The sequence below is a fragment of the Methylophilus aquaticus genome (genome assembly GCF_030769565.1).
Lineage (GTDB): Bacteria > Pseudomonadota > Gammaproteobacteria > Burkholderiales > Methylophilaceae > Methylophilus > Methylophilus aquaticus.
On sequence record NZ_JAVCAP010000019.1, the window covers coordinates 43,817 to 69,252 of the forward strand.

The following is a 25,436-nucleotide window of genomic DNA, read 5'->3' on the forward strand; positions in this document are numbered from 1 at the left end:
ACAACGCTGTGATTACCCTATACTTTGCCCGATACGGTGCCATTGGTCAAAGTTAAACCAGATAAAAAAGGCCCGACCAACCAAATATTGTTCAGAGACAAATCCCCACACCCGGCTATCCGAACTGTTATCCCGATTGTCACCCATGGCAAAATACTGGCCCTCAGGCACTGTAATCGTCTCGCCTTGCATCAGGCGGTCACCCGGACTACCTGGCGCATATTGATTCATGATGTCGTGCACCAACACCTCGTGTTTAACTGCGCCCAGTTGCTCGCTCAGACGCGAGGCGGTCACATCGACGGCACGGGCATCACCGGTTTCGTCATTCACGTTTAATGCATATTGATACGGTTTGATAAAGTCCAGGCTGACCACTTGTCCATTGATCGTCAATTGCTTGTCATGGTATTCAATTTTGTCACCAGGCAAGCCAACTACGCGCTTGATATAGTCGATGGAAGGGTCTGGCGGATAATGAAATACAAAGACATCGCCGCGTTGCGGCTGGCCAATCGGATAAAACACCTTATTGAGAATAGGCACACGCAGACCATAAGTAAACTTGTTGACCAGAATATAGTCACCAGCCAGCAGGGTTGGCATCATCGAGCCTGACGGAATTTTAAACGGTTCAACGATAAAAGAGCGCACCGTAAACACCAGCAAAATCACCGGGAAGAAACTTTTGCTGTATTCGACATACCATGGATCTGCCACTTCACCCAAGGCAGAGGCCTGACGCTTTTTACGCAAGACCACAATATCCAGCAACCAAATGGCACCAGACACCAGCAAAATCACCAACATAAACATTGCAAAATACATACTGACTTCCTGTAATGGACTTTACGGGAACACCCGATTTATTTATCTTCTACACGCAGAATGGCAAGGAAGGCTTCTTGCGGAATTTCCACGTTCCCCACCTGCTTCATACGCTTTTTACCTTCTTTTTGTTTTTCCAGCAACTTGCGTTTACGCGTAATATCGCCACCATAACATTTGGCAATCACGTTTTTACGCATGGCTTTTACCGTTTCGCGCGCAATAATATTCGCGCCAATCGAGGCCTGGATAGCAATATCAAACATCTGACGTGGAATTAACTCACGCATTTTGGATACCAGTTCACGGCCGCGATACAGACTATTGGCACGGTGTACAATCAGGCTCAAGGCATCCACGCGCTCACCATTGACCATAATATCCAATTTGACCAGATCCGCCGCACGGAACTCGAGAAACTCGTAATCCATCGAAGCATAGCCGCGTGAGACTGATTTCAACTTATCAAAGAAATCGAGTACCACCTCATTGAGCGGCATTTCGTAGCTCAACATCACCTGACGGCCCATGTACTGCATATTGCGCTGGATACCACGCTTATTGTTACAGAGTGTCATCACTGGTCCGACATAGTCTTGCGGCATCAGCAGATTCACCACAATCATCGGCTCGCGAATTTCCTCTACCCGTGAAGGCTCTGGCAACCGTGATGGATTTTCGATTTGCACCACTTCGCCACTTCTGAGCAAGAGCTCGTAAATCACAGTCGGCGCAGTGGTAATCAAATCCATATCGTACTCGCGCTCGAGGCGTTCCTGCACGATTTCCATATGTAATAAACCGAGGAAGCCGCAACGGAAACCGAAGCCCAGGGCCGTTGAATTTTCCGGCTCGAACTGCAAGCTGGAATCGTTCAAACTTAACTTTTCCAGCGCGGTGCGCAATGACTCAAACTGGTTGGACTCAACAGGATACAAGCCAGCAAACACCTGCGGCTTGACCTCTTTAAAGCCGGGCAAAGCTGCTGCTGCAGGCTTGCCTGCCAAGGTGACGGTATCGCCCACTTTGGCAGCAGCCAGCTCTTTAATACCGGCAATAATAAACCCCACTTCACCGGCGCTGAGCTGGGCACGTTGCAAAGACTTGGGCGTAAACACCCCCACCTGTTCGCACAAATACTCGGCACCGGTCGCCATCAGGCGAATTTTTTCCTTGGCACGCAGTACACCATCCACCACACGCACCAGCATGACCACACCGACATAATTATCAAACCAGGCATCAATCACCAACGCCTTGAGTGGTGCATTGATATCACCCTTGGGTGGTGGAACCTTGGCAACGACCTCCTCAAGTACATCACGCACGCCCACACCGGTTTTCGCCGAGCAACGCACAGCATCCGTCGCGTCCACCCCAATCACATCTTCAATTTCCTGCATGACGCGCTCGGGGTCCGCCGAAGGCAAGTCTATCTTGTTGAGCACCGGGGTGACTTCCACACCCAAATCAATCGCGGTATAGCAATTGGCCACACTTTGCGCTTCAACTCCTTGCGAAGCATCCACCACCAGCAAGGCCCCTTCGCAAGCGGAAAGCGAGCGGCTGACCTCGTAACTGAAGTCAACATGTCCTGGGGTGTCAATCAAATTGAGCTGATAGATTTCGCCATTATTGGCTTTGTATTGCAAGGCGGCCGTTTGCGCTTTGATGGTAATCCCGCGCTCGCGCTCAATATCCATACTATCGAGCACCTGCGCTTCCATTTCGCGGTCAGCCAAGCCACCGCATAACTGAATAATACGGTCTGCCAGTGTCGACTTGCCATGGTCAATATGGGCAATAATCGAAAAATTACGAATGTTTTTCATTGATGAATACGGGTTATTTACAAGCAAGAAAGGCGCTTTGACGCGCCTTTTCAATTTGAGATATTTTACAGCAAATGCATGAATATCAGTGATTTATTTTGAGAGTCAGAGACGCCAGGCATACTGATCAGCCCTCGCCAGACACCCGCACACACCCAATGGAGCCCACAACTTTTCGGGTGATTCAAGACCGGATGAAAAAGTGATTGCAACGTGTAACCCGGGCATACAAAAGGACTGCATAAATGGATCATATTGATTATGTATCGGCAGTCAGCACATCAAAAAGGCGGGAATTTCCCGCCTTCATTAGCTGTAGCTAATGGCCTATTTGCCCACTTTAATCGGGACATATAAAGTATTTTCACCTCGCTGCACGAGCACGGCAACTGTTTTACCAGCACTCACCGCGTTTATTTGCTTATTAAACAGCTCCACACTCTGACTCTCACTGTTGTTCAAGCCCAGAATCACATCACCACGACGGATGCCCGCCTGCGCTGCTGCTCCTGTACTCTCAATGACCAGAAGACCGTTCTTGCCATTCAGTTTTTTCTTCTGCTGTGGCGTGAGCTCACGCAAGGTCAGGCCTACCTTGTTCGCTTCCGGCTTGGCAGTCTCCTTGCTGGCTACGGGCGCTTCATTTTGCTCAGTTGGGATCTCGCCAACACCAATTTGCAGAGTTTTAACTGCATTTTTCCGCAAGACATCAACCGGAACAACTTTGCCAGGCTTGGTTGCGGCCACGGCACGAGGTAAATCACTGGAGGTGTTGATTGGCTTGCTATCAAACTTCAAAATCACATCACCGGCTTCCAACCCACCTTTATCGGCAGGGCTGTTTTTCTCAACGCCAGCCACCAGCGCACCATTGGTGTTTTTCATACCGAAAGACTCTGCCAGCTCTTTGGTGATTTCCTGAATGGCTATCCCCAGCCAGCCCCGAGAAATCTTTCCAGTCGCCTTGAGTTGATTGGAAATATCAATCGCGACATCAATCGGTATACTGAATGACAGCCCCATCGAGCCACCACTCTTGCTGTAAATTTGCGAGTTCACACCAACCACCTCACCACGCAGATTAAACAATGGCCCGCCTGAGTTACCAGGATTAATTGCCACATCGGTTTGAATAAATGGTACATAGTTTTCTTGAGGCAAGGCGCGCCCTTTGGCGCTGACTATCCCGGCAGTCATGGTGTTTTCCAAGCCAAACGGGGAGCCAATTGCAGCCACCCACTCACCCACCTTGAGTGCGTTGGGATCCCCAATGGTGACCTTGGGCAACCCCGTTGCCTCAATTTTGATCAACGCGACATCCGTGCGTTTGTCGGCGCCAATAATTTTCGCCTTGAACTCACGCTTGTCATACAGCTTTACCAGCACTTCATCCGCTTCACTTACCACGTGCGCATTGGTCAGAATAAAGCCGTCGCTACTGATGATAAATCCGGACCCCAGCGACTGAGACTTGTAGTCCTGTCCGCCTTCCTGCCCGGGTGCGCCTGGCATCCCGGGAATACCGAATCTGCGCAGAAACTCCTGCAACGCTTCATCATTAGGCATGCCCGGGAAGCCAATCGTACCCGCACCATGCACCACCGATGTAATGCTGATATTGACCACTGCCGGCCCCTGCTTTTCGGCCAACTCAGTAAAATCCGGCAAGTCTTTGGCTTGTGCCGTCAACACCGGGCTACTCACAACCACCGCACAAGCCAGCATCAGGCTTGAAATCCAAGTTCTTATCATGATTATTCCTATTATTTAACCATTGTGAAAAGTGACGCAACTCTCTGTGGCCAGCCTGACCACTTCAGGCCGGGCAAACCCATGTGGACGTACCGCGAGAAACCCTTTGACCCATAACCAGGCCAAAGCCAATCCAAGCACAGCACCACACACCGCATACAGATCCCCGCCGAATAGTGAAGAAAAGAGAGCCGCAAACACTAACATGGTGATCAAGGGCAGCAAATACAAGAGCAATGCCGCATGCATCACGGCCTGTTCATCGATTGCAATAATCACACTTTGGCCGATTTGCGCATGAATGGAATTGTTAGCAGAGAACCTTGCCTGCTGGTGGGCGAGCAACTTGCCCCATATCTGATTACCGCAACCACGGGTTTTGCCACACAACCCACAGGCAGTTTTACGCTCAATTTCCAGATATGCCAACGGTTGTTCGGGATTTTGATTGTCGGTAGCCACAACCAGCGCACGTTCTTCGATCATAGCCGTACCGGAGTTTTATTTTTTGAAAGTGACCTGCTGGGCAATTTGCTCAACAGTTTGCGCTGGCACCTCACCCACGACGACCAGCTGGTAGCCATTGAGTACATGTGCACAGACGTTGGTTGAACCCATGTTTTTCTTGCCAATGCGGGGTTGCATACCTTTGACAATCGGCTCTACAAACAAGGACACCGACGCCAGACCATCAGAAAAAATCAGTTGTTGAACGGGGGCTTTGCCGGGCACCTGCAACTGAATCTGGTCTATTTTCCGATAGCCTGCTGGCAAGTTAGGAACAACCAGATTATCCTGAATATGATTCAATTCAGTGGTGTCATCCATCACATATGGCTTGGTGGCGTCAATTTTAGGCTGAAACCAGTCCAAATCTTTGGTCTGCAACATTGCCACCTGATTAAATCCTATTTGCTCCAGAGTGTGGTGCTGCATATCCATCATGCTCATTTTAAGAAGCAACCCGTACTCGGTATCAGACCAGATGCGATACTGATAGCGCAGATTGTCATTCGGAACAAGGTCGATGACACTTGCCATCCTACCGGCCACTCTTTCAGTGCCAACCAGCTTCAATTTATAACTATGCCTGAGTTGCTGCAGCTGGGTAGGTAACATGGCTGGAAACAAATTTTGACCACGGCGCTTTTCAATGACTATTTTGTCATTTTTAGCATTAAAAATGACAATATCATCGCCCTCACTAAACACTTCGCGAGGACGGCCATCAAGTACAACATTGCGGGTAAATTCACGGCCTGCTTCGTACATATGCGTAATTTGTACAGACCGAATGGTAGCGCCGTTTTGATAGACAAATAAACCTTGATAATTCAGCTCTCTGGCTGCTGAGGCCGTTTTTTGCAAAACAAGCCATAAATCTTCATCCGCGAACACTGGCTGATGAAGATATATACCGAGAACTAGACTTAGAACTAACCGCAATGGCATATCGAGCACGACGACAAAATAAAATTATTCACCTGCTGAATAAGCAACATTATGAATGTAATAGGTAGCACTATTAGGTGCGTAATTGTGATGCGCCATCACATACTGGTCTGCATCATTATCAGCAATCTGAACAGGCTCGGACACGCCTGACTGACTAACCACAAACAAGCCTACAAAAAAGGCAGCTGCAACTGAAGCAGCAATCGACCAGGTATACTTGCCGAATTGAGGTCGAATATGCGTTACCTTGGAAGCAACCATTGTTGCAGCTGGAGCAAGCACCGTTGGCTCATCATCAATTGCAGCCATGATACGACGGCTCATGTCAGATGACTGTACAAACAATTCGTCACGCATCACATCACGAATCACATGATAATGTCGCCAGGCTTCAGCCACTTCGCCCGTAGACTTGGCCGCAAGAAACACATGCTCACAGCGCTCAATATCAGCCTCGCCATCAATTAAAGCGGAAAGTTGCTGCTTCATAATAACCCCAATTCAACCAATGTTTTTATGTTAGCATTTAAGCGTACGTTTGTCATAACACCCATCAATACAAAGTCTTAATAAGCTGAAAAACTACCAGCGCTTGTCTTGCGGCGTGTCCAGAAGCGGCCTTAACTTAGCCGCAATGGTTTCGCGGGCGCGGAAAATTCTTGATCGCACAGTGCCAATCGGGCATTGCATCACAGTCGCAATATCCTCATAACTCAACCCCTCAAGCTCACGCAACGTAATCGCGGTTCTCAACTCATCTGGCAATGCGGCAATGGCATCATTCACGGTTTGAGCAATTTCCTTAGTCATTAACGAGGTTTCAGGGGTCTCCATAGTACGCATATCATTGGCTTCATCGAAATTTTCAACATCTTCAATTTCGACATCCTGCATCACCTGCGGCTTACGCCCCATAGACACCAGATAATTCTTGGCTGTATTAATGCCAATACGATATAGCCAAGTGTAAAAAGCGCTATCACCGCGAAAGCTGTGTAACGCACGATAGGCCTTGATAAAGGACTCCTGCACGACATCTTCCACTTCGGCCTGATCACGAATCATACGCGACAACAATCGCCCCAGCTTGCGATTATACTTCTCTACCAACAATCCAAATGCATGTTTATCGCCTTGCTGTGCGCGCTCAACAAGCATCTGATCAAGTTCTCTGTTTTCCTGCTGCTTGGCGCTTGCCGCCTGAACAGTCATATGACCGTGACTCCCTTGGGTTATTTTGCTATTGGGAGTAGTATACGCTTTTGTATTATTTTCGACGAACCCGGTGCGCGTCAGCGCCTCTAAATTAGCTGTGTGTAACATCGTCTCTTCCCTTTTTTTTGCCAGTCCGTGCAACATGCACTGCTGGCATATTTATGACTTCTGCGCATCCTCGAAGTTCCATTCACGGCAAAAATATGCATAAAGTCTATGATGTATTAATCATTGGCAGCGGGTTGGCTGGCCAGTCACTGGCGCTGCGACTGGCCGAGGACTATCAGGTCTGCGTGCTCAGCAAACGTGAGTTGCCTATAAGCGCCAGCAACTGGGCGCAGGGGGGCATTGCTGCAGTGCTCAACAATGAAGATTCGATTGAAGCGCATATTCAAGACACCCTGATAGCGGGTGCTGGCCTGTGCGATACCGAAGTCACCCGCATGGTGGTTAACAGCGGCAGCAGCAGCATTGACTGGCTTATGCAGCAGGGCGTCAACTTTACTAAAGATGCCGAAAATGACCGCTTGCATCTCACGCGCGAAGGCGGGCATAGCCATCGCCGGGTGGCGCATGTGGCAGATGCCACGGGACAGGCCGTGCAAACTACGCTGTCTGACCGCGTGAGCGAACATCCCAATATTACCGTGCTTGAGCACCACATTGCGGTGGATCTGATTACCACCCACAAACTGTTCAAACTGACCGCAAATGACGGACCGAATCGCTGCCTGGGCGCCTACGTACTGAACAACCAGTCAGGCAAAGTGGTCACGCTGTCTGCTCAATATACCGTGTTGGCAACCGGCGGCGCCGGCAAAGTCTATCTGTACACCACAAACCCGGATGTGAGCACCGGTGACGGGATGGCCATGGCCTGGCGCGCGGGATGTCGTGTTGCCAATATGGAGTTTGTACAGTTTCACCCCACCTGCCTGTACCACCCGCACGCAAAGTCATTTCTGATTTCGGAAGTATTACGGGGTGAAGGTGGCTTACTGAAATTACCGGATGGCACACGCTTTATGCCTTGGCATGATGCGCGCGAAGAACTTGCACCACGTGATGTGGTTGCGCGAGCTATTGACTTTGAGATGAAAAAACGGGGCCTGGACTGCGTGTATCTGGATATCAGCCATAAACCCGCCGACTTTATCCGCACACATTTCCCCAATATTTATCAACGCTGCCTGGAATTAGGCATAGACATTACCCGGCAGGCGATCCCGGTGGTCCCGGCTGCACATTACACCTGTGGCGGCGTGATGACAGACATGCATGGCCGCACCGACATTGACTGCCTCTACGCCATTGGTGAAACTGCATGCACGGGCTTGCATGGCGCCAACCGGCTGGCCAGCAACTCCTTGCTGGAATGCCTGGCCTTCAGCCAGTGTTGTGCCGCAGACATTCGTGCCAATGGTCAACAGCCGACCATCTCCCTGCCAGACTGGGATGAAAGTCGCGTCACCGATGCCGACGAAGAGGTATTGATTACGCACACATGGGATGAGCTACGCCGCTTTATGTGGAACTATGTGGGCATTGTGCGTACGACCAAACGCCTGAGCCGTGCGCTACACCGCATCCATATGCTGCGGGACGAAGTGGATGAATTTTACAGTAACTTTAAAGTCAGCCACGACCTGATTGAATTACGGAATTTGCTGCAAGTCGCCGAATTGATCGTACGTTGTGCAATTGAACGGCAGGAAAGCCGAGGACTGCACTTTAGCAAAGACTATCCGGACCTGTTGCCAGAAGCGATCCCCACCGTGCTGACGCCGGAAAACTACACCAGCCTGCTGGATTAAATCGTGCAACTGGCTTGGCTATTAGCATTGGCGCCTGTGTTTGCAACAACCGTCTCAGCCGCCACACTGGAAAAAGTGCTGGATGGCGATACTGTCATTATTCGTGAAGGCACACAACACTACCACCTGCGTTTACTCGACATAGACGCGCCAGAACTGCACCAGTCTTATGGCAAGCAGTCGCAACGCAGCCTGCGTACATTCTGTCAAAAGGCGCGCATTGTCGTTGAAGCCGACGGCACAGACCGCTATGGCCGCACGCTGGGAAATTTATATTGTGATGGGCAGAACAGCAGCACCCATCAGATCACGCAAGGCATGGCATGGTTTAACAGCAAATTCTCGCAAAACAACGCCCTTGCAGACTTGCAAGTACAGGTGCAACAAAGCCGTATCGGCCTGTGGCAGCAAGAAAACCCTGTGCAACCATGGGTTTGGCGAAAATTGTATGGCGCACATTATCGCAGGCAAGAATGACACTGGCATGCAAATATCCTTTAAAATAGCATTTTAAAATCGAATATTAGGATTCCGACACATGCAAGTAGCAATGAACACCGTGGTCAGCATGACCTACAAACTGCAAAACAGCGATGGCGAAACACTTGAAGAAAGCCAGCAACCCGTTGCTTACCTGCATGGTGGTTACGACAATATCTTCCCGAAAGTGGAAGAGGCCATGCATGGCAAGAACGTAGGTGACCTGGTTGAAATCAGCCTGGACCCGGAAGATGCTTTTGGTGAGTATGATGACACGCTAGTACAGATTGAACCAGCAAGTGCCTTCCCGAGCAAAGATCTCAAGGTCGGCATGCAATTTGAAGGCGAAGACGACACCGGCGATGTGATTTTATACACGATTACCGATATTGCCGATGGCAAAGTGGTGGTCGATGGCAATCATCCCTGGGCAGGTCAGCGTCTGCTGTTCACAGCCACCATTAAAGACGTGCGGGCTGCAAACAAGGAAGAAGTTGAACACCAGCACGTCCATGGGGCTGGCGGCCACCATCACTAACACTAAGCAGCACACGCATCAGGCTGACGCAGCACGCCCTGCGTCAGTAGCATGACTGCATTTGCCACGCTGTTGACCTCATCCGGCGCATGGCTGACATAGACAGTGGGCAAGCCAAACCCCTGAATTACACGCTGTATATAGGGCAATACCTGTTGCTTTAAGGCCTCATCCAGACCACTCAGCGGCTCATCCATCAGCAATACAGATGGTTGGCACAGCAATGCACGCCCCATGGCGACGCGTTGCCGTTCCCCGCCAGACAGTTGTGCAGGCTTGCGTGACAACAAATGGCCAATCGCCAGCGTATTCACGACCTCATCAAACTGAATATGCACGGGTAAAGCCGTTGGCAAGCCATAGCGCAGGTTTTGCATCACATTCAGGTGCGGGAATAGCCGCCCTTCCTGAAATACCAGCCCGACACGCCGTTTATTGGCTGCCATATTGATCCCCTGACCAGCATCAAACCACGGCTGATCACCAAAGCGCACTGCACCTTGCGCCGGGGTCAGCAATCCGGCGATCGCATGCAACAAGGTGGTTTTGCCTGAGCCAGATGCGCCCATCACTCCCAGGCATTGTCCGGCAGACACCTGAAACTTTGCATGCACGGCAAAGGGAGGCGATGCGCGTCCAGGTTCAGCGTAAGGCTGCTGCAAGCCTATATCGACAGATAACATATTAGCGCTGACTCCGTTGCAAACCGCGCTCCAGCCATTGGCTGATCAATAACGCCGCCAATGACACCAGCACGCTTAAGACCACCAGACGCAAGGCCGCCGCATCCCCCTCAGGCGTTTGCGTCAAACTGTAAATCGCCAGCGGCAGGGTGCGCGTTTCACCCTCCAGATTACCGGCAAAGGTAATGGTGGCACCAAACTCGCCCAGGCTGCGACTAAAGGCCAGAATACCGCCAGTGAGCAATCCATGATAAGACAGGGGCAGTGTGATGGTGAAGAATACTTTTAACGGCGACGCACCCAGGGTCTGGGCTGCCTGTTCCAGCAGAGGATCCACCTGCAACAGCGCCTGTCGCAGCGCACGCACCATCAACGGAAACGCCATGACGGCAGAGGCAATGACCGCCCCCCACCAGTGAAAAGTAAACTGCACATGAAAATGCGTATATAACCAGCCGCCAAGCACGCCTTTACGGCCCAGCAATACCAGTAAGGCATAGCCCAACACCACAGGCGGCAACACCATCGGCAGGTGCACCAGCGCATCCAGTAGCGACTTTCCCCAGAAGTGTCCTCTGGCCAGTAGCCATGCAGACAGCATGGCCGGAACGATAAGCAGCATCACACAGCATACGGCCACTTTCAAGGAAAGCTGCACAATCGCCAGTTCTGCCGGGGTCAAAGTCCACATCGCGTTAACCAATCCTGCTACTCAGTAAGCAAGGGTTGAAAACCATATTCAACAAGTACCTTGATGGCATCTGCAGAGAACAGGTAGCGGTAAAAAGCAGCGGTGGCGGAGGATGCCTGCGGCAACATGGCGACCGGATAGATAATCGGCACATGACTGCTGGCCGGAAACTCGCCTGCCAGTTTCACCTTGCCGGAGGCCTGCACATCGCTGGCATAGACAATGCCCACATCACATTCTTCACGCTCGACCAGATTGAGTGCAGCACGCACATCTTGCGCACTTACCAGTCTGGCCTTGAGTTTATCCCACCAGCCAAGACTGGTCAGGGCCTGCTTTGCATAGATACCGACCGGCACGGACAAGGTGTCCCCGGTACACCAGTAGCCAGGCGCCTGCTTTTGAATATCGGTCATCGCGCTGGCTTGAATCGTCAACGGCCTGGTCAACGGCGTCACCATCACCAGACGGTTACCCAGCCAGGACTTGATCGTATTATTTTGTAATTGTTGACGGTCTCCCAGGTACTGCATCCACTTCTCGTCCGCCGAAATAAACACATCAGCGGGCGCACCCTGCTCAAGCTGCTTGGCCAGCATGCCAGACCCGCCATAGACAGTCACCACAGCGACCCCGGTTTGCTGGGTATATTGCTTGCCTAACCGGTTCATGACATCAGTCAAACTGGCAGCAGCAAACACCTTCACCTTGCCTTCCTCGGCATGCGCAAAAAAACTGCAGGTACACAGTACCAGCCATAGCCATTTTTTCATTGAACATATCCTCAATATGCTGATCACGCTCTATCCCGCTTAAGGGCACCTCTAATCATTCAAATTCCGTTGCGATACTTCGTTACGCATAAAAATTTCCTCCTTACATATCCACTATATGCGGCGTCTAAATTTTTTAATCACGCCAAGGCTAGCTTAGCAATTTGGATGGTTAGAAGCGCCCTTAAGCCACTGCATGCTACCATCGTTATACCCATTTATGCATTACGTCGCGCAAAAAAATATTGATTACTTCAGGTGCTGCCTGATCAAATCAAGCTCCAGTGCGGCGGCCTGTGTTGTTTTATGCACGATCTGCTGATAGGCCGCAATCAGCGCCTGTCCGAAATCCGTGACTTGCGCACCGCCGCCATGCTGACCGCCCGCCATACTCACGACCACAGGCTGGTCAAAACAGCGATTCATCACATCGACCAGTTCCCAAGCACGGCGATAGGACATTTTCATCTGTTTGGCGGCCGCAGAAATAGAGCCCTGCTGTGCAATCGCCTCCAATAGCTCGATCTTGCCTGGCCCCAGCGCCGTTTGGCCCTGGTGGCTGATACGCAGTCTTAATAAGGGTTCTGACATAAGCACTTATTCCAGCGGAATTTCAGTTTGCGCAAAATCCTCAAAAGGAGGCAATTCTGCCAAAGAACGCAGATTCAGGTCATCCAAAAAATGTTTGGTGGTTGCATACAATGAAGGCCTGCCTGGCACTTCGCGCTGCCCAACCACATCAATCCAGTCACGCTCCTGCAATTGGCGAATCACATTCGGGTTCACCGCCACCCCGCGAATTTGCTCGATATCACCACGCGTGACAGGCTGCCGGTATGCAATAATCGCCAGTGTTTCCATCACCGCACGCGAATATTTTGGTTGCCGCTCAGGATTTAGGCGGGAAATAAACTCGCTGAACTCTGGCTTGGCCTGGAAGCGATAGCCACTGGCCACCTGCACCAGTTCCAGCGTTCTGTCCGCCCAGTCTGTTTTCAATTCGTCCAGCAGCATCCGCAAGGTGGCTCGCTCCATACGACCGGCAAACAACCTGAGCAAGTCGTCTAGCGACAAAGGTTGTGGCAAAGTCAGCAAGGCTGCCTCCAGAATACGTTTCATTTCCTGAATATTGTCTGGTTCACGCATAGAATCGTCAATCAAGCAGCAGAAGCCGCCTGCAAATAAATGGTACCAAAGGCTTCTTGCTGGGTGAGTCGAACCAAGCCCTCTTTCGTCAACTCCAGCATGGCCAGAAAATTGACCACCAGCTTGGCAACGCCATCATGTTCAAGGTCAAACAGCTCATCAAATCGTAACACCTGCACACCGCTCAGGCGTCGCAACAATAAGCTCATATGCTCGCGTACCGAAAGCTCGGCACGCCCCAGTTTGTGGTGCTGATTAAGTCTGGCACGTTTGAGTACATTGCGCCAGGCTTCGACCAGGTCTTCCAAACTGACCTCCGGTGGCTTGACCTGGCTGACATGCTGATAACAGGCCGCCGCCACCGAAATCTCTTCGTCGACTTTAGGCATGGCATCCAGACGCTGTGCTGCCAGTTTAATCGCCTCATATTCCATCAAGCGGCGCACCAGCTCTGCACGCGGATCATCTTCATCGTCCATTTCAGTTGGCTTGGGCAGCAACATGCGGGACTTGATTTCAATCAGCATCGCCGACATGAGCAAATAATCTGCCGCCAGCTCCAGCTTGATGGCTTTCATTTTTTCGACATAGGCCATGTACTGCACGGTCAAGTCAGCCATCGGAATATCCAGGATATCCAGATTGTGCTTGCGGATCAGATAAAGCAGCAAGTCCAGCGGACCTTCAAAGGTCTCCAGATATACCTCCAGAGCATCCGGCGGAATATACAAGTCCTGCGGCAACGCAGAGAGCATCTCTCCGTTGATCTTGATATGCAGGTCTATGGTTTTCATGACAGGGATTGTAACGAGACTGGCTTAAAGATTAAAGCTTATTCCGCATAAGGATTGGCAAAGCCAAGTTTGGATAACACCGTTTTTTCGATTGCTTCCATTAATTCAGCCTGCGCCTCAATCTCGTGGTCGTAACCATGCAGGTGCAATACGCCATGCACGGTCATATGTGCGTAATGTGCCAATATTGACTTACCCTGTTCGGCAGCTTCTTTTACCACGACTGGGGCACAGATGACAATATCGCCCATTAAATGGGGTTCTTCGGTCAATGGAAAAGTCAGCACATTGGTAGCATAGTCTTTGCCACGATAGGTGGCATTCAACAAACGCCCTTCCTCAGCATCCACAATGCGGATGGTCAATGCCGTATCTACCCGCAGCGCTGCCCGTATCCAGCGCCTGAATAGGTGCCGGTTTGGCAATTGTGTATCATTCGATGCGATCTGCAGACTAAAATCAAGTTGAGGCATAGGGTCAAGTTTTTCGAAAAATATCCGTCATTATAAGAAGAAATCGTTTTTAGGAAACTCCATCATGATAAGCAGGCCAAAACTGGTTGTTGCCAACCGAAAAATGCATGGCAATTTGTCAGACAACCGCCAATTCATGGAAAGCCTGTTACGGCATACCCAGCAACATGCCGCGCATTACGCCATATGCCCGCCACACCCTTACCTGTATCAAGCGCAACAATTACTGCAGGGCAGCCATATTGCCTGGGGCGGACAAAACATGAGCCGCTTTGAACGTGGCGCTTACACCGGTTCTGTTTCACCGCTGATGTTGAGAGAGTTTGGCTGCCAATACGTGATTATCGGGCACTCGGAAAGAAGACAGCGCGGCCATGACAATGATGAAAGTTGCGGAGAACGTTTTGAAGCCGCCTTAAACGCAGGGCTGACTCCTATTTTATGTATTGGCGAAACACTGGATGAATATGAACAAGGGGAAACTGACCTTGTCGTTGTCAGGCAACTGAACCCCGTCATCTCGCATGTAGGGATTGAAGCCATTGCCAAAGGCGTGATTGCTTATGAGCCTGTCTGGGCCATCGGCACCGGCAAGGCCGCGACACCGCAACATGCACAAGCGATCCTGTCGTTTATTCGTGGGCACATCGGCCTGCTCAACGAAGCGGTGGCAGAGGTAACTACCTTGCTTTATGGCGGCAGTGTCAACCCATCCAATGCCGCACAGCTACTCAGCATGCCCGACATTGATGGCGGCTTGATCGGTGGGGCATCACTGATTGCTGAAGACTTTATCCAGATATGTAAAATCGCCAATCAACTGACCGAGACAAAACTGGCAGCCTGAACGGGAACTGCCCCATCCAGTAGCCACTGACTCACCCAGCAGTCAAGTTCAGGCAATAAAAAAGCCGACTTGCGTCGGCTTTTTTATACCTAGGTAAACCAGATTACTTAGCTTCTTCAGCAGGAGCTTCAGCAGGAGCAGCTTCAGCTGGTGCAGCTTCAGCAGGCGCTTCAGCTGGTGCAGCTTCGGCAGGAGCAGCTTCAGCTGGCGCTTCAGCAGCAGGAGCTTCAGCGGCAGGAGCCTCTTCAGCAGGTTTTTCACCACAAGCAGTCAAAGCCAGAGCCAACAATGCAGCCAACAATGCAGAACGTGTCATCTTTATTTCCTTAGTATTTATGAGCAAAAAATTTTGTACGGCAAATTCCACGCTGAAACCCACCGAGTGAACAAATTGTATCAGCAATTAATTAAAAAAAGAACTTACTGCACCATAAAAATGCATGAAAAATGCATGATTTTTTCAGACACAGTGGGATATCTGCCTTTTTTGATGAATATCGCAGACGAATGCATTGATACACATGCAATTTAAGCGCTATTTTCAGAAAAATGTAGGTACCCAGCCAAAAAAATTTCATGCAGCCAGGGCATCATGGCACTCGTCTCTGATCGCTGACACTCTTGTGCAGTCAACATTCGCGTATTCGCCAGTCTGTTGAGTTGTCGAAGCGCACTCGCACCGACATTCACGGCCTCACCATTCATAAAGTAACGCTGCTGCCAGTGCAATAATTGCGTTTGCAAATCAAGCTCAACACCCGACTGTACTGCGCGTTGACTAAATTTCTCCAGACTCAGTTTTCGATGCGGGGTAAACACGACATAAGCTTTTGGCTCTGTAAAATAGCGCGCCAGAAAGGGGCCAAGCTCCGTTTCGGACCAAGAGAGCTGTTGCAACATGGTCTTGACCTTGGCAACCATAGGATCATCAATCGCGGCAGCATCTTCCACCGGCTGCAAATCTGGATCGGCATACAGCTGATCATGCATCCCCGCTTGCCGACACTCGTCCAGAAACTCTATGGCCAGCTCACGGGCGGCCGGCGCCCGAAACCCGATAGAATAAGTCATGCAATCGTCATCTTCCGCAATGCCCCAATGTGCAACATTCGGTGGCAGGTACAACATATCGCCTGCTTCCAGCACCCACTCCTCTTCGCAGACGAAATTGGAAAGTATGCGCAGGGGTGCATCCGGAATCAATTGCCGACCATTTTGCTGACTAATCCGCCAGCGGCGCTTACCAGCCCCTTGCAACAGAAACACGTCATAACTATCTACATGTGGCCCGACACCGCCACCGCTGGGGGCGTAACTCACCATCAGGTCATCCAGCCTGGCCTGTGGAATAAAATTGAACTGGCGCAGCAATGCCTGGGCCTCGGGCAACACATGATTCACGCCCTGCACCAGCAAGGTCCAGTGGCTCTCAGGCAGGCTGGCAAATACCGCATCATCGAAAGGCCCCTGACGCACCTGCCACCCATTTCCAGACCATGGGTTGTCCGGGTCGAAACTGATCAGCCGCGAAGGCACATCCGTATCACAAGCGAGACCTGCCAGCGCATTGGCATCCAGCAAGCCTTTAAAGCCCGGCATGGCATTGCGTATCAACAACGGTTTTTTTTGCCAGTATTCGGCCATAAACTGTTGCGGGCTGAGCCCATTCAATAAAGTCAGTGCTTGCATCATAGGTGTTATCTAAATGGAAGAAAGGTGGCGGTGCTGAGGCTTTGCGTTAATCGGGAAACAAAGCGCTGGGACTTCTCGGCTAATGCATATGCCAGCAAATCCGTGCGCGCAATCATTTTGCTGAATTCCCGCTCAAAACTGAGATTCTGGCTTTCGCCCTGCATACTGTTAGTCATCAGCAAAAACTCACCTGAGGATCCTTTGGCGTGGCTGAGTTTCCAGACAGCAATTTCGATATTACGCGCAGCGTTATACAAATTTTGTGGTTCCAGGCTATCTGTAATAAAAAACTGCATGCGATTACCATGCGCCCGGAACAACATTGATTGTATTCCCACAACCAATGCCAGCACGCGGTCACCGCTATACTGGGGATTCAAAGCTAGCTTGATGGCAGTCGTATCTTGTGCACCGGCTAAGGCAGAAAAATGCCACTGATGTGCAGTCATTTGTTCAAACACTTTAGCGGCAATCTGCTCGGGATCGCCAGGCCCAGACTTAGCCGCCTCCGCCGGGTTGCGCCGATACAGCTTAATCATCAGCGTGCGTAAGGTCTCGGCATTTTCTGCATATTCAATATCAGCCAACCTGTCCATATCTGTTTTTACAAACTGCTGCAGGGCATTCCGGTCATTACGGGTTGGCACAGGCTTGCTATTTGGTGAGTCGATATATCCACCCGAAGGTGTTGTGCTACAGCCTGAAAGCAGCCACAGAGTCAGCAACACTCCACGGGAAACGTTATTCATGCCGAGAGTATCCTTTGCGGTGGAAACACAATGCTAAAACAACTGCCCTGCCCTGCTTCACTCTCAATCTGCAATTGCGCCTGATGGTGATGCAAAATATGTTTAACGATAGACAGGCCAAGCCCTGTGCCCCCAGTATCTCGACTGCGCCCGCTATCTACCCGATAAAAACGCTCGGTCAGGCGCGGCAAGTGATGTGCATCAATCCCGATTCCGGTATCCCTTACGCTGAATACGACATGTTCACCACGCATTTGCCAGTCAATATCAATATGACCTTGGGCCGGGGTGTAGCGGACGGCATTGCTGGTCAGGTTGCTCATCGCACTTAATAATTCATTGTAACTGCCACGCAGGTTCACCGTCGTTTCGGCATGCAGTGTAATCGTATGCTGACCTTGACTTAAGGCACGCGCATCATTGACCAACTGATTCAGTAACGGCAGCATCTGCAAATCACTCTCGTCCTTGAGCGTTGCATTATTTTCGATAGTTGAAAGCGTCAATAAGTCTTCAATAATTCGGCGCATACGTGTGGTCTGCGCCTGCATCATGTCAAAATAAGGCTGGATGTCAGGAGAAATCTCGCCCTGCATATCTGAAATGGTTTCGAGAAAGCCGCCGATGACCGTTAGTGGAGTGCGTAACTCATGCGAGACATTGGCAATAAAGTCGCGCCGCATGACTTCGGTTTTTTCGAGCGCTGAAACATCACGACAAATCAGCAAGCGCTGCTTGCTGGCAAAGGGAATAATCTGCAATTCAAGCGTGATATCGGGGCTGCGCCATGACTTCAGCTTGAGAGGCTCACTGTAGTCTTCTGCCTGTAAGTATTCAACAAACTCGGCTTGACGTAATAAATAGTAAATCGGCTGACCTTCATCGTGGTGGCGCTTGAGGCCAAGACGCTGGATTGCAGGCTCGTTAAACCACTCGATTTCATTGCGATTGTTAAGCACCACCACACCATCAGGCAAGGCACTGGTGGCATGACGCAAGCGTTCCAGCGTGCTGCTCAACTGGCTTTGGCTGCGCGAGTGTCGCCTCATCTCCTGATACAAGTTGGCAAAAATATATTCCCAGATCCCTTTGCCATTGGGGATAAAGTTCAAGCTAGGCTTGAGCGCCCAAAGATACAGGCGATGTATCCAGTAGAGATGTCCGGCAATATAAGCCAAGATACCTGCGGCATAAACCAGCCAAGCGGTCTCCTGGTTAAATATCCAGCCGACAATCAGGCAGCAAAAACACCAACAGAAATGCAGCCAAAACGCTTTCCAACGAATATCTTGCACAACAGCACTCTAACAAAGGGGGGTGATGCGATTATACGCGACAACTGTCGGTGTTCTATGACAGCCATTTGAAATTTGCTAATCGGCAAACATAGGCATACTTCTGGCATATGGCTTGGCCAGCGGCTCGCCAACAAACACACCCTGCATGGGCCATTTCACGCTCTTCCAGTAAGCTTCTATGAGGGTTTCGCCAGCCAGATAATGCGCCATCACCACCTGCGGGTTGGGAAACTTCTGCCAGTAGTTACAAGGTTCTGAGACCGTCCCATAACTGCCGGTCACACCAGCCTCCAGCCACTGTGTCACTGGCATTTGATCCTGGGTATCGCGCAATACCCCGCCACTCGAGGTCAAATGATCGGCAATCGCCCCAGGCAAGTAGCCATTAGTGGCCAAAGAAGGTACCCGCTTTTGTCCGGTAAAATAAAACATCACTGCAGACTCACGTTCCAGCGCCTCTGACATCAGCGTATGGCATACCAGTTTTTTGGATTTGACCGTTGCCCCATCGAGGGGAAAAAAAGGTTCACGCGGTTTTGAGCGCGCAGCATCTCGCGTTTTCAGAAAAAACGCCTGGGCATCATTGAGGCTAAACTCACTCAACACACCGCGATCAATCAAGGCCCTCGCCGAATCAACAGTTGTCACTGGCAGCAGCATCGACAGCCGTATCTGGTGATCTGCCCATGGACGTCGCGAGGCGCTGTTAAAATATGGATTGTCTCTGCCCGGAGCGCAACTATTTTTGCACTGGTCGAGGTCGAGCCCCAGACTGAGTGCACTGGTTAAACTGTTACACTGCACTGCAAATGGCGCTCGCCAAACCAGCAGCAGCACCTGCTGCTTACCCAGTTTGGCATCTATTTGGCTCTTGAGAGACTCGAATTCAGGCACACTCAGCACTTCTTTGCCAGGTTTCGGCAATGTCACGCCAATCAGGTTTTCAATCGGAATCTGTCGCGCTTGTAAATAATACCGGGCAACCTCTTCACTGCGAGAGTCACCCAGATTGTAAATGACAGCCACATCCTCAGGCTTGAGCAAGGAATGATGCTCCCTTATCTGGCGGCTGATATCGAGATCGCTGGCTAGCGCAGACAAAAAAACATTGGCAACTAACAAAGAGCATAAAAACAGTAAATTTTTTATTTTTTTGAACAGCATGAAAATGAACACTCCAGATTCGCCAGACAATGGACTCACATTGTCTATTTTGAGGCAAGCATCTACACTTAAAATTCAATCTTATATCAAACTTTTTACCGCAAAAGAGCAAAAATGCACGTACAAACGCAGCTAAATGTGATGATCACTGGGGCCAATCGTGGTATCGGGCTAGAATACGTCAGGCAATATGCACAGGCGGGACATCAACTGTACGCCACCGTTCGCAACCCAGCCCAGGCAACATTACTCAAATCACTTTCCCGGCAATATCCCAATATTGAAATACATACCCTGAATGTTGCAGATATTCGAGCCATAGGCGCGCTCGCAGCCAGGCTAGAATCGCTGAGACTGGATATTCTGGTGAGCAATGCCGGCATTTATCCTGAAAGTAGTTTTGGTCAGGCGGACCCTGCAGTCTGGCTGCAGGCATTCCAGATCAACACGCTCACCACATACTATCTGGCAGAAGCTTTTCTGCCGCACTTAGCCCGCTCAGGGCATGCCAAACTGATTGCAATGACCAGCAAAATGGGCAGTATCGATGATAACGGCAGTGGTGGGGAATATATTTACCGCTCAACGAAAACCGCACTCAATATGGTGATCAAGAGTCTGGCCATCGACTTGCGCCAGCACAACATTACAGTGGCTGCGCTGCATCCCGGTTGGGTACGTACGGACATGGGTGGCCCACATGGCCTGATCGATACCGATACCAGCGTGCACGGCTTACGTCGCGTCATTGCACAACTGGATCTGCCACAGTCCGGCCAATTTATCGCCTATGACGGTCAAGAAGTCCCGTGGTAACCATCTTGAAGTCCGAGGGCAGAAGGCGCGGCAGTTTTATAAGGGCTACGCTCTTCCAGTTCAGTGACATACGCTTGCATATTGCCAGCTTCACGGCTGAGAAACCTTGCAACACTGGCTTGAAAGTCTGCATTTTCAAGCCAGTGGTATGAGCAGGTGGTATAGGGCATAAACCCTCTGGCCAACTTGTGTACGCCCTGCGCACCGCCCTCAAAATATTGAATACCATGCGTAATGCAAAACTGTTGGGGCAGGTAATAACATAACTCAAAGTGCAAGCATGAGAAATCCTTGAGTGCACCCCAATAGCGTCCATACAAGGTTCCGCCCCCATGCACACACAAGCTGGCCGCCACATCCTGCCCTTCATGCGTAGCGATAAACAATGCCAGATGCTCGGGCATGGTCTGCACAAGTACTTTAAAAAAATCGGCATTCAAATAGGGCTGACTGTTGTGCATCGCATAGGTATTGCAATAGCAGCGGTAGAACAAGTCCCAATCGTTCTCTGTGGCCTGATGGCCATCCAGCACCCGGCACACCACGCCTTGTTGCGCCACTTTTTTGCGCTCCTGCCGTATTTTTTTGCGCTTGTCATGGCTGAGTGTTGCCAGAAACTGTTCCCAGTCTGTATAGGCGTGATTTTCCCAGCGGAACTGTACACCCTCACGACGTAACCAGCCGTGATCGGCACACCATGCTGCACTTTGCTGATCAGGAAATAATATATGTACCCCTGACAAGCTGTGCTGTACACAAAGCGTTTGCACCGAATCAAGCATACACGCAAGCAGATCGGGTTGGTGTACGCAATCTTCGCGCACCAGTACTCTGGGGCCGGTCACAGGTGAAAACGGAATCGCCGAAATCAACTTGGGATAATATTGACCGCCAGCACCTTCAAAAGCCTCGGCCCATGCCCAGTCAAAAACATACTCCCCATAGGAGTGGGTTTTCAGATACATCGGCATTGCCGCAACCAGTTGCTGCTGCCGGTAAACTGCCAGATGATGAGGATACCAGCCGCTATTGCCCCCCACAGCCCCAGACGACTCAAAGGCCTGGAGCATGAAAAAGCTTAAAAAGGGATGTGTTCCAGCCAAAGACTGCCACGCAGTGGCATCAAAATCATGGATCTCTCGATGCCAGACACATATGAAGTATTGTTTATCATTCACGATCTCAGCTCAATCAACAAACAACCTTTAATATACACTTGAACCCGATACATCGGGAGAGGAGTACGGGTGACTTAGCTAGGGTGCTTGCGGGCCGCAGACAGCTCTTTACCAGAGGAGTTAGCAGAGCTTGAGGCTGGAACAACAGAGGAATTTTTTTGCTTGTTTTTGGTTTTTAAATCGGGATCAATATCGCCTGAAGGCGTTTGCTGCACTTCGAACTGGGCTTCTGCAGCACGCTGCTTTTCAGTCATTTTTGTATGGGCCAACTCGAGTTCATCCAGTGTAATCACTCCGTCACCATCCACATCAACGTAAGAAAAGTGGCGCGCGACCTGTGGCAAGCACAAGGTGGTTTCCTCCCGATCCAGAGAGTCATCATTATCTCGATTACACTCATTAAAACGCTGCGTAATGCTTTCATGCATTGCTTTCCGCTTTTGTAACATCAGCTGGTGATCCGGATCGGTATTGCGTGCATAATCGGTGAGCGCCTTGCGTAAGCGAGCGCGGTCTTCCGGGCTGAAATTACGCTCCAGCGTTTTGGACAGTCCGACGTCATCATTGTCCAGACCCCGACTATCACTCACATGCAAGGGCAATTTCCAGTCAGCACACGCGGGCATCGCCATCAGCATAGCCGTTACCAGCAAGATACTTTTCAAATGTGTCATCGCTCTAGACATCAACATCCAAATTCAACATAACTTTTATCAGACGGTAAACCATGCAGCACTCACAAAACACTGGACACCCAATCGCACACAAACCAACTGCGCAAAGTCATGGCAAGAGATCATTTAAATAGCCGAATACCTTAACGCAAGTAAGCGGAAAACATCAACCCATTTAACACAAAATGTGCAATTTTGCAGAAAATTTTTCCTACAATCGAGCATAATCATGCATCAGGATTGTTAATGCAATGTTTCATCACCTGCGCCATTTGTAACTGATTGTAACGGTGCCATTTCATGCCTGCTTCTGCTTGGAGTATAATAATCAGCAATAAGTTTTATGGCGGCGCAAAGCCGTTTTGCTTGTAATCATCAAAAAAGCCTCCATATCAAAGGCTGATATTAATAGCGGTATCCATTCCGGTTTGTAAAGGTTTATACATGTCAGAGCAGCTAAAAAAAATCCTGATGGTCGATGATGACTTGCGTATGCGAGAGCTACTACAGCGCTATTTGACGGATCAGGGCTTTCACATTCAGTCTGTGTCTGATGGCAAGGAAATGGATAAAGCAATGGTGGCAGACACTTTTGATCTGCTCATTTTGGATCTGATGCTTCCAGGTGAAGACGGCTTGGCCATTTGCAGGCGTTTACGCGGCGCAAATATAATGACGCCCATCATCATGCTCACTGCGCGAGGGGATGAGGTTGACCGTATTGTCGGTTTGGAGATGGGGGCGGATGACTATTTGCCAAAACCTTTCAACCCGCGTGAGTTACTGGCCAGAATTAATGCTGTATTGCGTCGACACGAAATCACCCCTAAAAATACCACCCAAACAAAAACTGAAGCCTTTCAGTTTGGTGACTTTGTATTTGATGTGAATACGCGCAGCCTGTCTAAAAACGGCAGCCCGATTACCATTACCAGCGGCGAATTCACCTTGCTTAAGGTATTTACCGAGCACCCGCGCCAACCTTTGTCCCGTGACCGGCTGATGCAACTGGCACGTGGCCGCGAACTGGATGTGTTTGACCGCAGTATTGATGTGCAAGTCTCCCGTTTGCGCAGAATCATTGAGCCGGATCCGGCGCATCCACGTTATCTTCAAACCATGTGGGGCTTTGGTTATGTGTTTATTCCTGATGGCGACGCCCCTCAATAATCCCCTCTGCTAATCACTAGAGACGCCTGTGCGTTTATTGCCACGAAGACTGCTGTCCCGCATCATGCTGCTGATCGCCATTTTACTGGCGGTCAGCATTTATGCCTCTCTCAAGATTTTTGACTACTTTGATCGTGAACCGCGCGCTACAGCAGCTGCGTTGCAAGCAGTGACCATCGTCAATTACACCCGTGCATCGCTGATTGCCTCGCACGAAAATCGTCGTCTGGCACTGCTTTCAGAACTGTCTGGTCGTGAAGGCGTCCGTGTGTATGCCGCCGACTTTCTGGAGGACATCGAAGCGCTACCGGCCGATCCTTTCATCAATCTGGTAGCCTTCAAAATCAGAGAGCGCCTGGGTGAGGAAACCATTATCACCGTCAATCACTATGACATTCCCGGACTCTGGATCAGCTTTAACGTTGGTCAGGATGATTTCTGGGTGGTCATTCCCAGAATTCAGGTAGACCGGCCTTTCCCCTGGCACTGGCTGGGCTGGGGCGCCGTTGTCGGCCTGCTTTCACTGATTGGGGCCTACTTGCTGGCTGCACGCATTAACCGCCCGTTGACCATGCTGGTCCACGCCGCCGAACGATTGCGCAATGGAGAGCCTGCACCAAAACTGCCGGAAGACAGCGTCGAAGAGTTAAGGGAGGTCACACATACCTTTAACGAAATGGCCGAATCGCTGGCGCGTCTGGATGCAGAGCGCACCTTGCTGCTGGCCGGCGTTTCACACGACATCCGCACGCCGCTGGCGAGATTACGCCTGGCGGTAGAGATGCTGCCGACTGAAGCCGACTACATGAAGCAAGGCATGATCGAGGATATTTCCGACATGGATAATATCATTCACCAGTTTCTGGATTTTGTGCGCGGCGTTGAGGGTGAGCACAGCCGCATGATGGATATCAACGACTTGCTCAATGCCTTAGCCGAACGTCAGTTGCGCGCAGGCCGGGAATTAATATTGTCGCTCGGCCCCAAGTATTTTATCCCCATACGCCCGCTCGCCATGCAACGGCTGCTGGATAATCTGGTGGGCAATGCCTATAACTACGGCAAGGGCAAAGTAGAGGTCCGCAGCCAAGTGATGGCCGATAAAATCGTGATCAGCGTCATGGACAATGGCCCCGGCATTCCACAAGAACACGCTGATCGTCTGCTGCGTCCTTTCGAGCGAATGGACAGCGCCCGCACCAAACATGAGGGAGGCAGCGGACTAGGCTTGGCAATTTGCAACCGGATTGCCAAGCTGCATGGTGGCCAATTAATGCTGCTTAATCGGCCAGAAGGCGGGCTTGAAGCCAGACTTTCACTGCCGATCCTGGCTTACACCTGAGTCATCTCAAATACCTAAAACATGCCTTTGAG

The 25,436-nt window shown here is 50.5% G+C and carries 28 protein-coding genes; 7 read left to right on the forward strand and 21 right to left on the reverse strand.

Features of this window, described 5'->3' with window-relative positions; translation table 11 throughout:
* Positions 1-12: 12 nt before the first annotated feature.
* The 7 genes from lepB to rpoE all read right to left on the reverse strand — a co-directional run bounded on the left by lepB (position 13) and on the right by rpoE (position 7,079).
* Complete coding sequence (gene lepB, locus Q9291_RS09140; protein WP_306389735.1) at positions 13-828, reverse strand: signal peptidase I; 816 nt, start codon at positions 826-828, stop codon at positions 13-15.
* Positions 829-866: 38 nt separating this feature from the next.
* Positions 867-2,660, reverse strand: a complete 1,794-nt coding sequence (gene lepA, locus Q9291_RS09145) for a translation elongation factor 4 (protein ID WP_306389736.1) — start codon at positions 2,658-2,660, stop codon at positions 867-869.
* A 327-nt stretch (positions 2,661-2,987) separates the two neighbouring features.
* Complete coding sequence (locus Q9291_RS09150) at positions 2,988-4,412, reverse strand: DegQ family serine endoprotease (RefSeq protein ID WP_306389737.1); 1,425 nt, start codon at positions 4,410-4,412, stop codon at positions 2,988-2,990.
* A gap of 15 nt (positions 4,413-4,427) precedes the next feature.
* Positions 4,428-4,898 (reverse strand): SoxR reducing system RseC family protein, encoded by a 471-nt coding sequence (locus tag Q9291_RS09155; RefSeq protein ID WP_306389738.1) that lies wholly within the window; start codon positions 4,896-4,898, stop codon positions 4,428-4,430.
* Positions 4,899-4,913: 15 nt separating this feature from the next.
* Positions 4,914-5,780: a MucB/RseB C-terminal domain-containing protein gene (locus Q9291_RS09160; protein ID WP_306389739.1), complete on the reverse strand. Its 867-nt coding sequence runs from the start codon at positions 5,778-5,780 to the stop codon at positions 4,914-4,916.
* 108 nt (positions 5,781-5,888) lie between these two features.
* On the reverse strand, positions 5,889-6,356 hold the full coding sequence (locus tag Q9291_RS09165) for a sigma-E factor negative regulatory protein (protein ID WP_306389740.1): 468 nt from the start codon (positions 6,354-6,356) through the stop codon (positions 5,889-5,891).
* A gap of 93 nt (positions 6,357-6,449) precedes the next feature.
* Complete coding sequence (rpoE, locus tag Q9291_RS09170) at positions 6,450-7,079, reverse strand: RNA polymerase sigma factor RpoE (protein WP_306389741.1); 630 nt, start codon at positions 7,077-7,079, stop codon at positions 6,450-6,452.
* A 206-nt stretch (positions 7,080-7,285) separates the two neighbouring features.
* Here rpoE and nadB point away from each other — a divergent pair, with 206 nt between their 5' ends.
* From nadB to Q9291_RS09185, 3 genes are all read left to right on the forward strand, one after another.
* On the forward strand, positions 7,286-8,896 hold the full coding sequence (gene nadB / locus Q9291_RS09175; protein WP_306389742.1) for an L-aspartate oxidase: 1,611 nt from the start codon (positions 7,286-7,288) through the stop codon (positions 8,894-8,896).
* Positions 8,897-8,899: 3 nt separating this feature from the next.
* Positions 8,900-9,373, forward strand: coding sequence for a thermonuclease family protein (locus Q9291_RS09180; protein ID WP_306389743.1), 474 nt, complete (start codon positions 8,900-8,902; stop codon positions 9,371-9,373).
* 61 nt (positions 9,374-9,434) lie between these two features.
* Positions 9,435-9,914 (forward strand): FKBP-type peptidyl-prolyl cis-trans isomerase, encoded by a 480-nt coding sequence (locus Q9291_RS09185; protein WP_306389744.1) that lies wholly within the window; start codon positions 9,435-9,437, stop codon positions 9,912-9,914.
* 2 nt (positions 9,915-9,916) lie between these two features.
* On the opposite strand, the gene Q9291_RS09190 is transcribed toward Q9291_RS09185, so the two are convergent.
* The 7 genes from Q9291_RS09190 to ybeY all read right to left on the reverse strand — a co-directional run bounded on the left by Q9291_RS09190 (position 9,917) and on the right by ybeY (position 14,474).
* Positions 9,917-10,597, reverse strand: a complete 681-nt coding sequence (locus tag Q9291_RS09190; RefSeq protein WP_306389745.1) for an ATP-binding cassette domain-containing protein — start codon at positions 10,595-10,597, stop codon at positions 9,917-9,919.
* A 1-nt stretch (position 10,598) separates the two neighbouring features.
* Entirely contained in the window at positions 10,599-11,288 is a 690-nt protein-coding gene (gene modB / locus Q9291_RS09195; RefSeq protein ID WP_306389746.1) for a molybdate ABC transporter permease subunit, read from the reverse strand.
* 17 nt (positions 11,289-11,305) lie between these two features.
* Positions 11,306-12,061, reverse strand: coding sequence for a molybdate ABC transporter substrate-binding protein (gene modA, locus Q9291_RS09200; protein WP_306389747.1), 756 nt, complete (start codon positions 12,059-12,061; stop codon positions 11,306-11,308).
* A gap of 249 nt (positions 12,062-12,310) precedes the next feature.
* A complete protein-coding gene (locus Q9291_RS09205) occupies positions 12,311-12,652 on the reverse strand; it encodes a winged helix-turn-helix domain-containing protein (protein ID WP_306389748.1) in 342 nt (113 codons plus the stop codon).
* Positions 12,653-12,658: 6 nt separating this feature from the next.
* On the reverse strand, positions 12,659-13,207 hold the full coding sequence (gene scpB / locus Q9291_RS09210) for an SMC-Scp complex subunit ScpB (protein WP_306389770.1): 549 nt from the start codon (positions 13,205-13,207) through the stop codon (positions 12,659-12,661).
* Between the two features lie 11 nt (positions 13,208-13,218).
* Positions 13,219-14,001, reverse strand: a complete 783-nt coding sequence (locus tag Q9291_RS09215; RefSeq protein ID WP_306389749.1) for a segregation and condensation protein A — start codon at positions 13,999-14,001, stop codon at positions 13,219-13,221.
* Positions 14,002-14,039: 38 nt separating this feature from the next.
* A complete protein-coding gene (gene ybeY / locus Q9291_RS09220) occupies positions 14,040-14,474 on the reverse strand; it encodes an rRNA maturation RNase YbeY (RefSeq protein WP_306389750.1) in 435 nt (144 codons plus the stop codon).
* 64 nt (positions 14,475-14,538) lie between these two features.
* Here ybeY and tpiA point away from each other — a divergent pair, with 64 nt between their 5' ends.
* A complete protein-coding gene (gene tpiA, locus Q9291_RS09225) occupies positions 14,539-15,321 on the forward strand; it encodes a triose-phosphate isomerase (RefSeq protein WP_306389751.1) in 783 nt (260 codons plus the stop codon).
* Positions 15,322-15,424: 103 nt separating this feature from the next.
* On the opposite strand, the gene Q9291_RS09230 is transcribed toward tpiA, so the two are convergent.
* The 5 genes from Q9291_RS09230 to Q9291_RS09250 form a co-directional block, all read right to left on the reverse strand.
* Positions 15,425-15,637 carry a hypothetical protein gene (locus Q9291_RS09230; RefSeq protein WP_306389752.1) on the reverse strand — a complete coding sequence of 71 codons (213 nt, stop codon included), beginning with the start codon at positions 15,635-15,637 and terminating at the stop codon, positions 15,425-15,427.
* Between the two features lie 212 nt (positions 15,638-15,849).
* A complete protein-coding gene (locus tag Q9291_RS09235; RefSeq protein WP_306389753.1) occupies positions 15,850-17,013 on the reverse strand; it encodes a cupin domain-containing protein in 1,164 nt (387 codons plus the stop codon).
* 5 nt (positions 17,014-17,018) lie between these two features.
* The gene (locus tag Q9291_RS09240) at positions 17,019-17,762 is read right to left on the reverse strand and encodes a hypothetical protein (protein WP_306389754.1); all 744 of its coding nucleotides are present in this window, start codon (positions 17,760-17,762) and stop codon (positions 17,019-17,021) included.
* Positions 17,759-19,057: a phosphate regulon sensor histidine kinase PhoR gene (phoR, locus tag Q9291_RS09245; protein ID WP_306389755.1), complete on the reverse strand. Its 1,299-nt coding sequence runs from the start codon at positions 19,055-19,057 to the stop codon at positions 17,759-17,761. The genes Q9291_RS09240 and phoR overlap by 4 nt, the downstream gene beginning before the upstream one ends.
* A 78-nt stretch (positions 19,058-19,135) precedes the next feature.
* Positions 19,136-20,224, reverse strand: a complete 1,089-nt coding sequence (locus Q9291_RS09250) for a TIGR03790 family protein (protein ID WP_306389756.1) — start codon at positions 20,222-20,224, stop codon at positions 19,136-19,138.
* A 114-nt stretch (positions 20,225-20,338) separates the two neighbouring features.
* Here Q9291_RS09250 and Q9291_RS09255 point away from each other — a divergent pair, with 114 nt between their 5' ends.
* The gene (locus Q9291_RS09255; RefSeq protein ID WP_306389757.1) at positions 20,339-21,040 is read left to right on the forward strand and encodes an SDR family oxidoreductase; all 702 of its coding nucleotides are present in this window, start codon (positions 20,339-20,341) and stop codon (positions 21,038-21,040) included.
* Here Q9291_RS09255 and Q9291_RS09260 read toward each other — a convergent pair.
* Together Q9291_RS09260 and Q9291_RS09265 are read right to left on the reverse strand one after the other, a co-directional pair.
* A complete protein-coding gene (locus tag Q9291_RS09260; RefSeq protein ID WP_306389758.1) occupies positions 21,022-22,218 on the reverse strand; it encodes a GNAT family N-acetyltransferase in 1,197 nt (398 codons plus the stop codon). The two genes, Q9291_RS09255 and Q9291_RS09260, sit on opposite strands and share 19 nt — an antisense overlap.
* 74 nt (positions 22,219-22,292) lie before the next feature.
* Complete coding sequence (locus Q9291_RS09265; protein ID WP_306389759.1) at positions 22,293-22,892, reverse strand: EF-hand domain-containing protein; 600 nt, start codon at positions 22,890-22,892, stop codon at positions 22,293-22,295.
* A 444-nt stretch (positions 22,893-23,336) separates the two neighbouring features.
* Here Q9291_RS09265 and ompR point away from each other — a divergent pair, with 444 nt between their 5' ends.
* On the forward strand, positions 23,337-24,062 hold the full coding sequence (gene ompR, locus Q9291_RS09270; protein WP_306389760.1) for an osmolarity response regulator transcription factor OmpR: 726 nt from the start codon (positions 23,337-23,339) through the stop codon (positions 24,060-24,062).
* A gap of 28 nt (positions 24,063-24,090) precedes the next feature.
* On the forward strand, positions 24,091-25,404 hold the full coding sequence (locus Q9291_RS09275) for a sensor histidine kinase family protein (protein ID WP_306389761.1): 1,314 nt from the start codon (positions 24,091-24,093) through the stop codon (positions 25,402-25,404).
* Positions 25,405-25,436 lie beyond the last annotated feature (32 nt).

What these genes read in the sequence shown, in the direction of transcription:
- lepB (WP_306389735.1), bottom strand. Translation starts at nt 828, where the DNA reads ATGTATTTTGCAATGTTTATGTTGGTGATTTTGCTGGTGTCTGGTGCC.
- lepA (WP_306389736.1), bottom strand. Translation starts at nt 2,660, where the DNA reads ATGAAAAACATTCGTAATTTTTCGATTATTGCCCATATTGACCATGGC.
- Q9291_RS09150 (WP_306389737.1), bottom strand. Translation starts at nt 4,412, where the DNA reads ATGATAAGAACTTGGATTTCAAGCCTGATGCTGGCTTGTGCGGTGGTT.
- Q9291_RS09155 (WP_306389738.1), bottom strand. Translation starts at nt 4,898, where the DNA reads ATGATCGAAGAACGTGCGCTGGTTGTGGCTACCGACAATCAAAATCCC.
- Q9291_RS09165 (WP_306389740.1), bottom strand. Translation starts at nt 6,356, where the DNA reads ATGAAGCAGCAACTTTCCGCTTTAATTGATGGCGAGGCTGATATTGAG.
- rpoE (WP_306389741.1), bottom strand. Translation starts at nt 7,079, where the DNA reads ATGACTGTTCAGGCGGCAAGCGCCAAGCAGCAGGAAAACAGAGAACTT.
- nadB (WP_306389742.1), top strand. Translation starts at nt 7,286, where the DNA reads ATGCATAAAGTCTATGATGTATTAATCATTGGCAGCGGGTTGGCTGGC.
- Q9291_RS09185 (WP_306389744.1), top strand. Translation starts at nt 9,435, where the DNA reads ATGCAAGTAGCAATGAACACCGTGGTCAGCATGACCTACAAACTGCAA.
- Q9291_RS09190 (WP_306389745.1), bottom strand. Translation starts at nt 10,597, where the DNA reads ATGTTATCTGTCGATATAGGCTTGCAGCAGCCTTACGCTGAACCTGGA.
- modB (WP_306389746.1), bottom strand. Translation starts at nt 11,288, where the DNA reads ATGTGGACTTTGACCCCGGCAGAACTGGCGATTGTGCAGCTTTCCTTG.
- modA (WP_306389747.1), bottom strand. Translation starts at nt 12,061, where the DNA reads ATGAAAAAATGGCTATGGCTGGTACTGTGTACCTGCAGTTTTTTTGCG.
- Q9291_RS09205 (WP_306389748.1), bottom strand. Translation starts at nt 12,652, where the DNA reads ATGTCAGAACCCTTATTAAGACTGCGTATCAGCCACCAGGGCCAAACG.
- scpB (WP_306389770.1), bottom strand. Translation starts at nt 13,207, where the DNA reads ATGCGTGAACCAGACAATATTCAGGAAATGAAACGTATTCTGGAGGCA.
- Q9291_RS09215 (WP_306389749.1), bottom strand. Translation starts at nt 14,001, where the DNA reads ATGAAAACCATAGACCTGCATATCAAGATCAACGGAGAGATGCTCTCT.
- ybeY (WP_306389750.1), bottom strand. Translation starts at nt 14,474, where the DNA reads ATGCCTCAACTTGATTTTAGTCTGCAGATCGCATCGAATGATACACAA.
- tpiA (WP_306389751.1), top strand. Translation starts at nt 14,539, where the DNA reads ATGATAAGCAGGCCAAAACTGGTTGTTGCCAACCGAAAAATGCATGGC.
- Q9291_RS09230 (WP_306389752.1), bottom strand. Translation starts at nt 15,637, where the DNA reads ATGACACGTTCTGCATTGTTGGCTGCATTGTTGGCTCTGGCTTTGACT.
- Q9291_RS09235 (WP_306389753.1), bottom strand. Translation starts at nt 17,013, where the DNA reads ATGATGCAAGCACTGACTTTATTGAATGGGCTCAGCCCGCAACAGTTT.
- Q9291_RS09240 (WP_306389754.1), bottom strand. Translation starts at nt 17,762, where the DNA reads ATGAATAACGTTTCCCGTGGAGTGTTGCTGACTCTGTGGCTGCTTTCA.
- Q9291_RS09250 (WP_306389756.1), bottom strand. Translation starts at nt 20,224, where the DNA reads ATGCTGTTCAAAAAAATAAAAAATTTACTGTTTTTATGCTCTTTGTTA.
- Q9291_RS09255 (WP_306389757.1), top strand. Translation starts at nt 20,339, where the DNA reads ATGCACGTACAAACGCAGCTAAATGTGATGATCACTGGGGCCAATCGT.
- Q9291_RS09265 (WP_306389759.1), bottom strand. Translation starts at nt 22,892, where the DNA reads ATGACACATTTGAAAAGTATCTTGCTGGTAACGGCTATGCTGATGGCG.
- ompR (WP_306389760.1), top strand. Translation starts at nt 23,337, where the DNA reads ATGTCAGAGCAGCTAAAAAAAATCCTGATGGTCGATGATGACTTGCGT.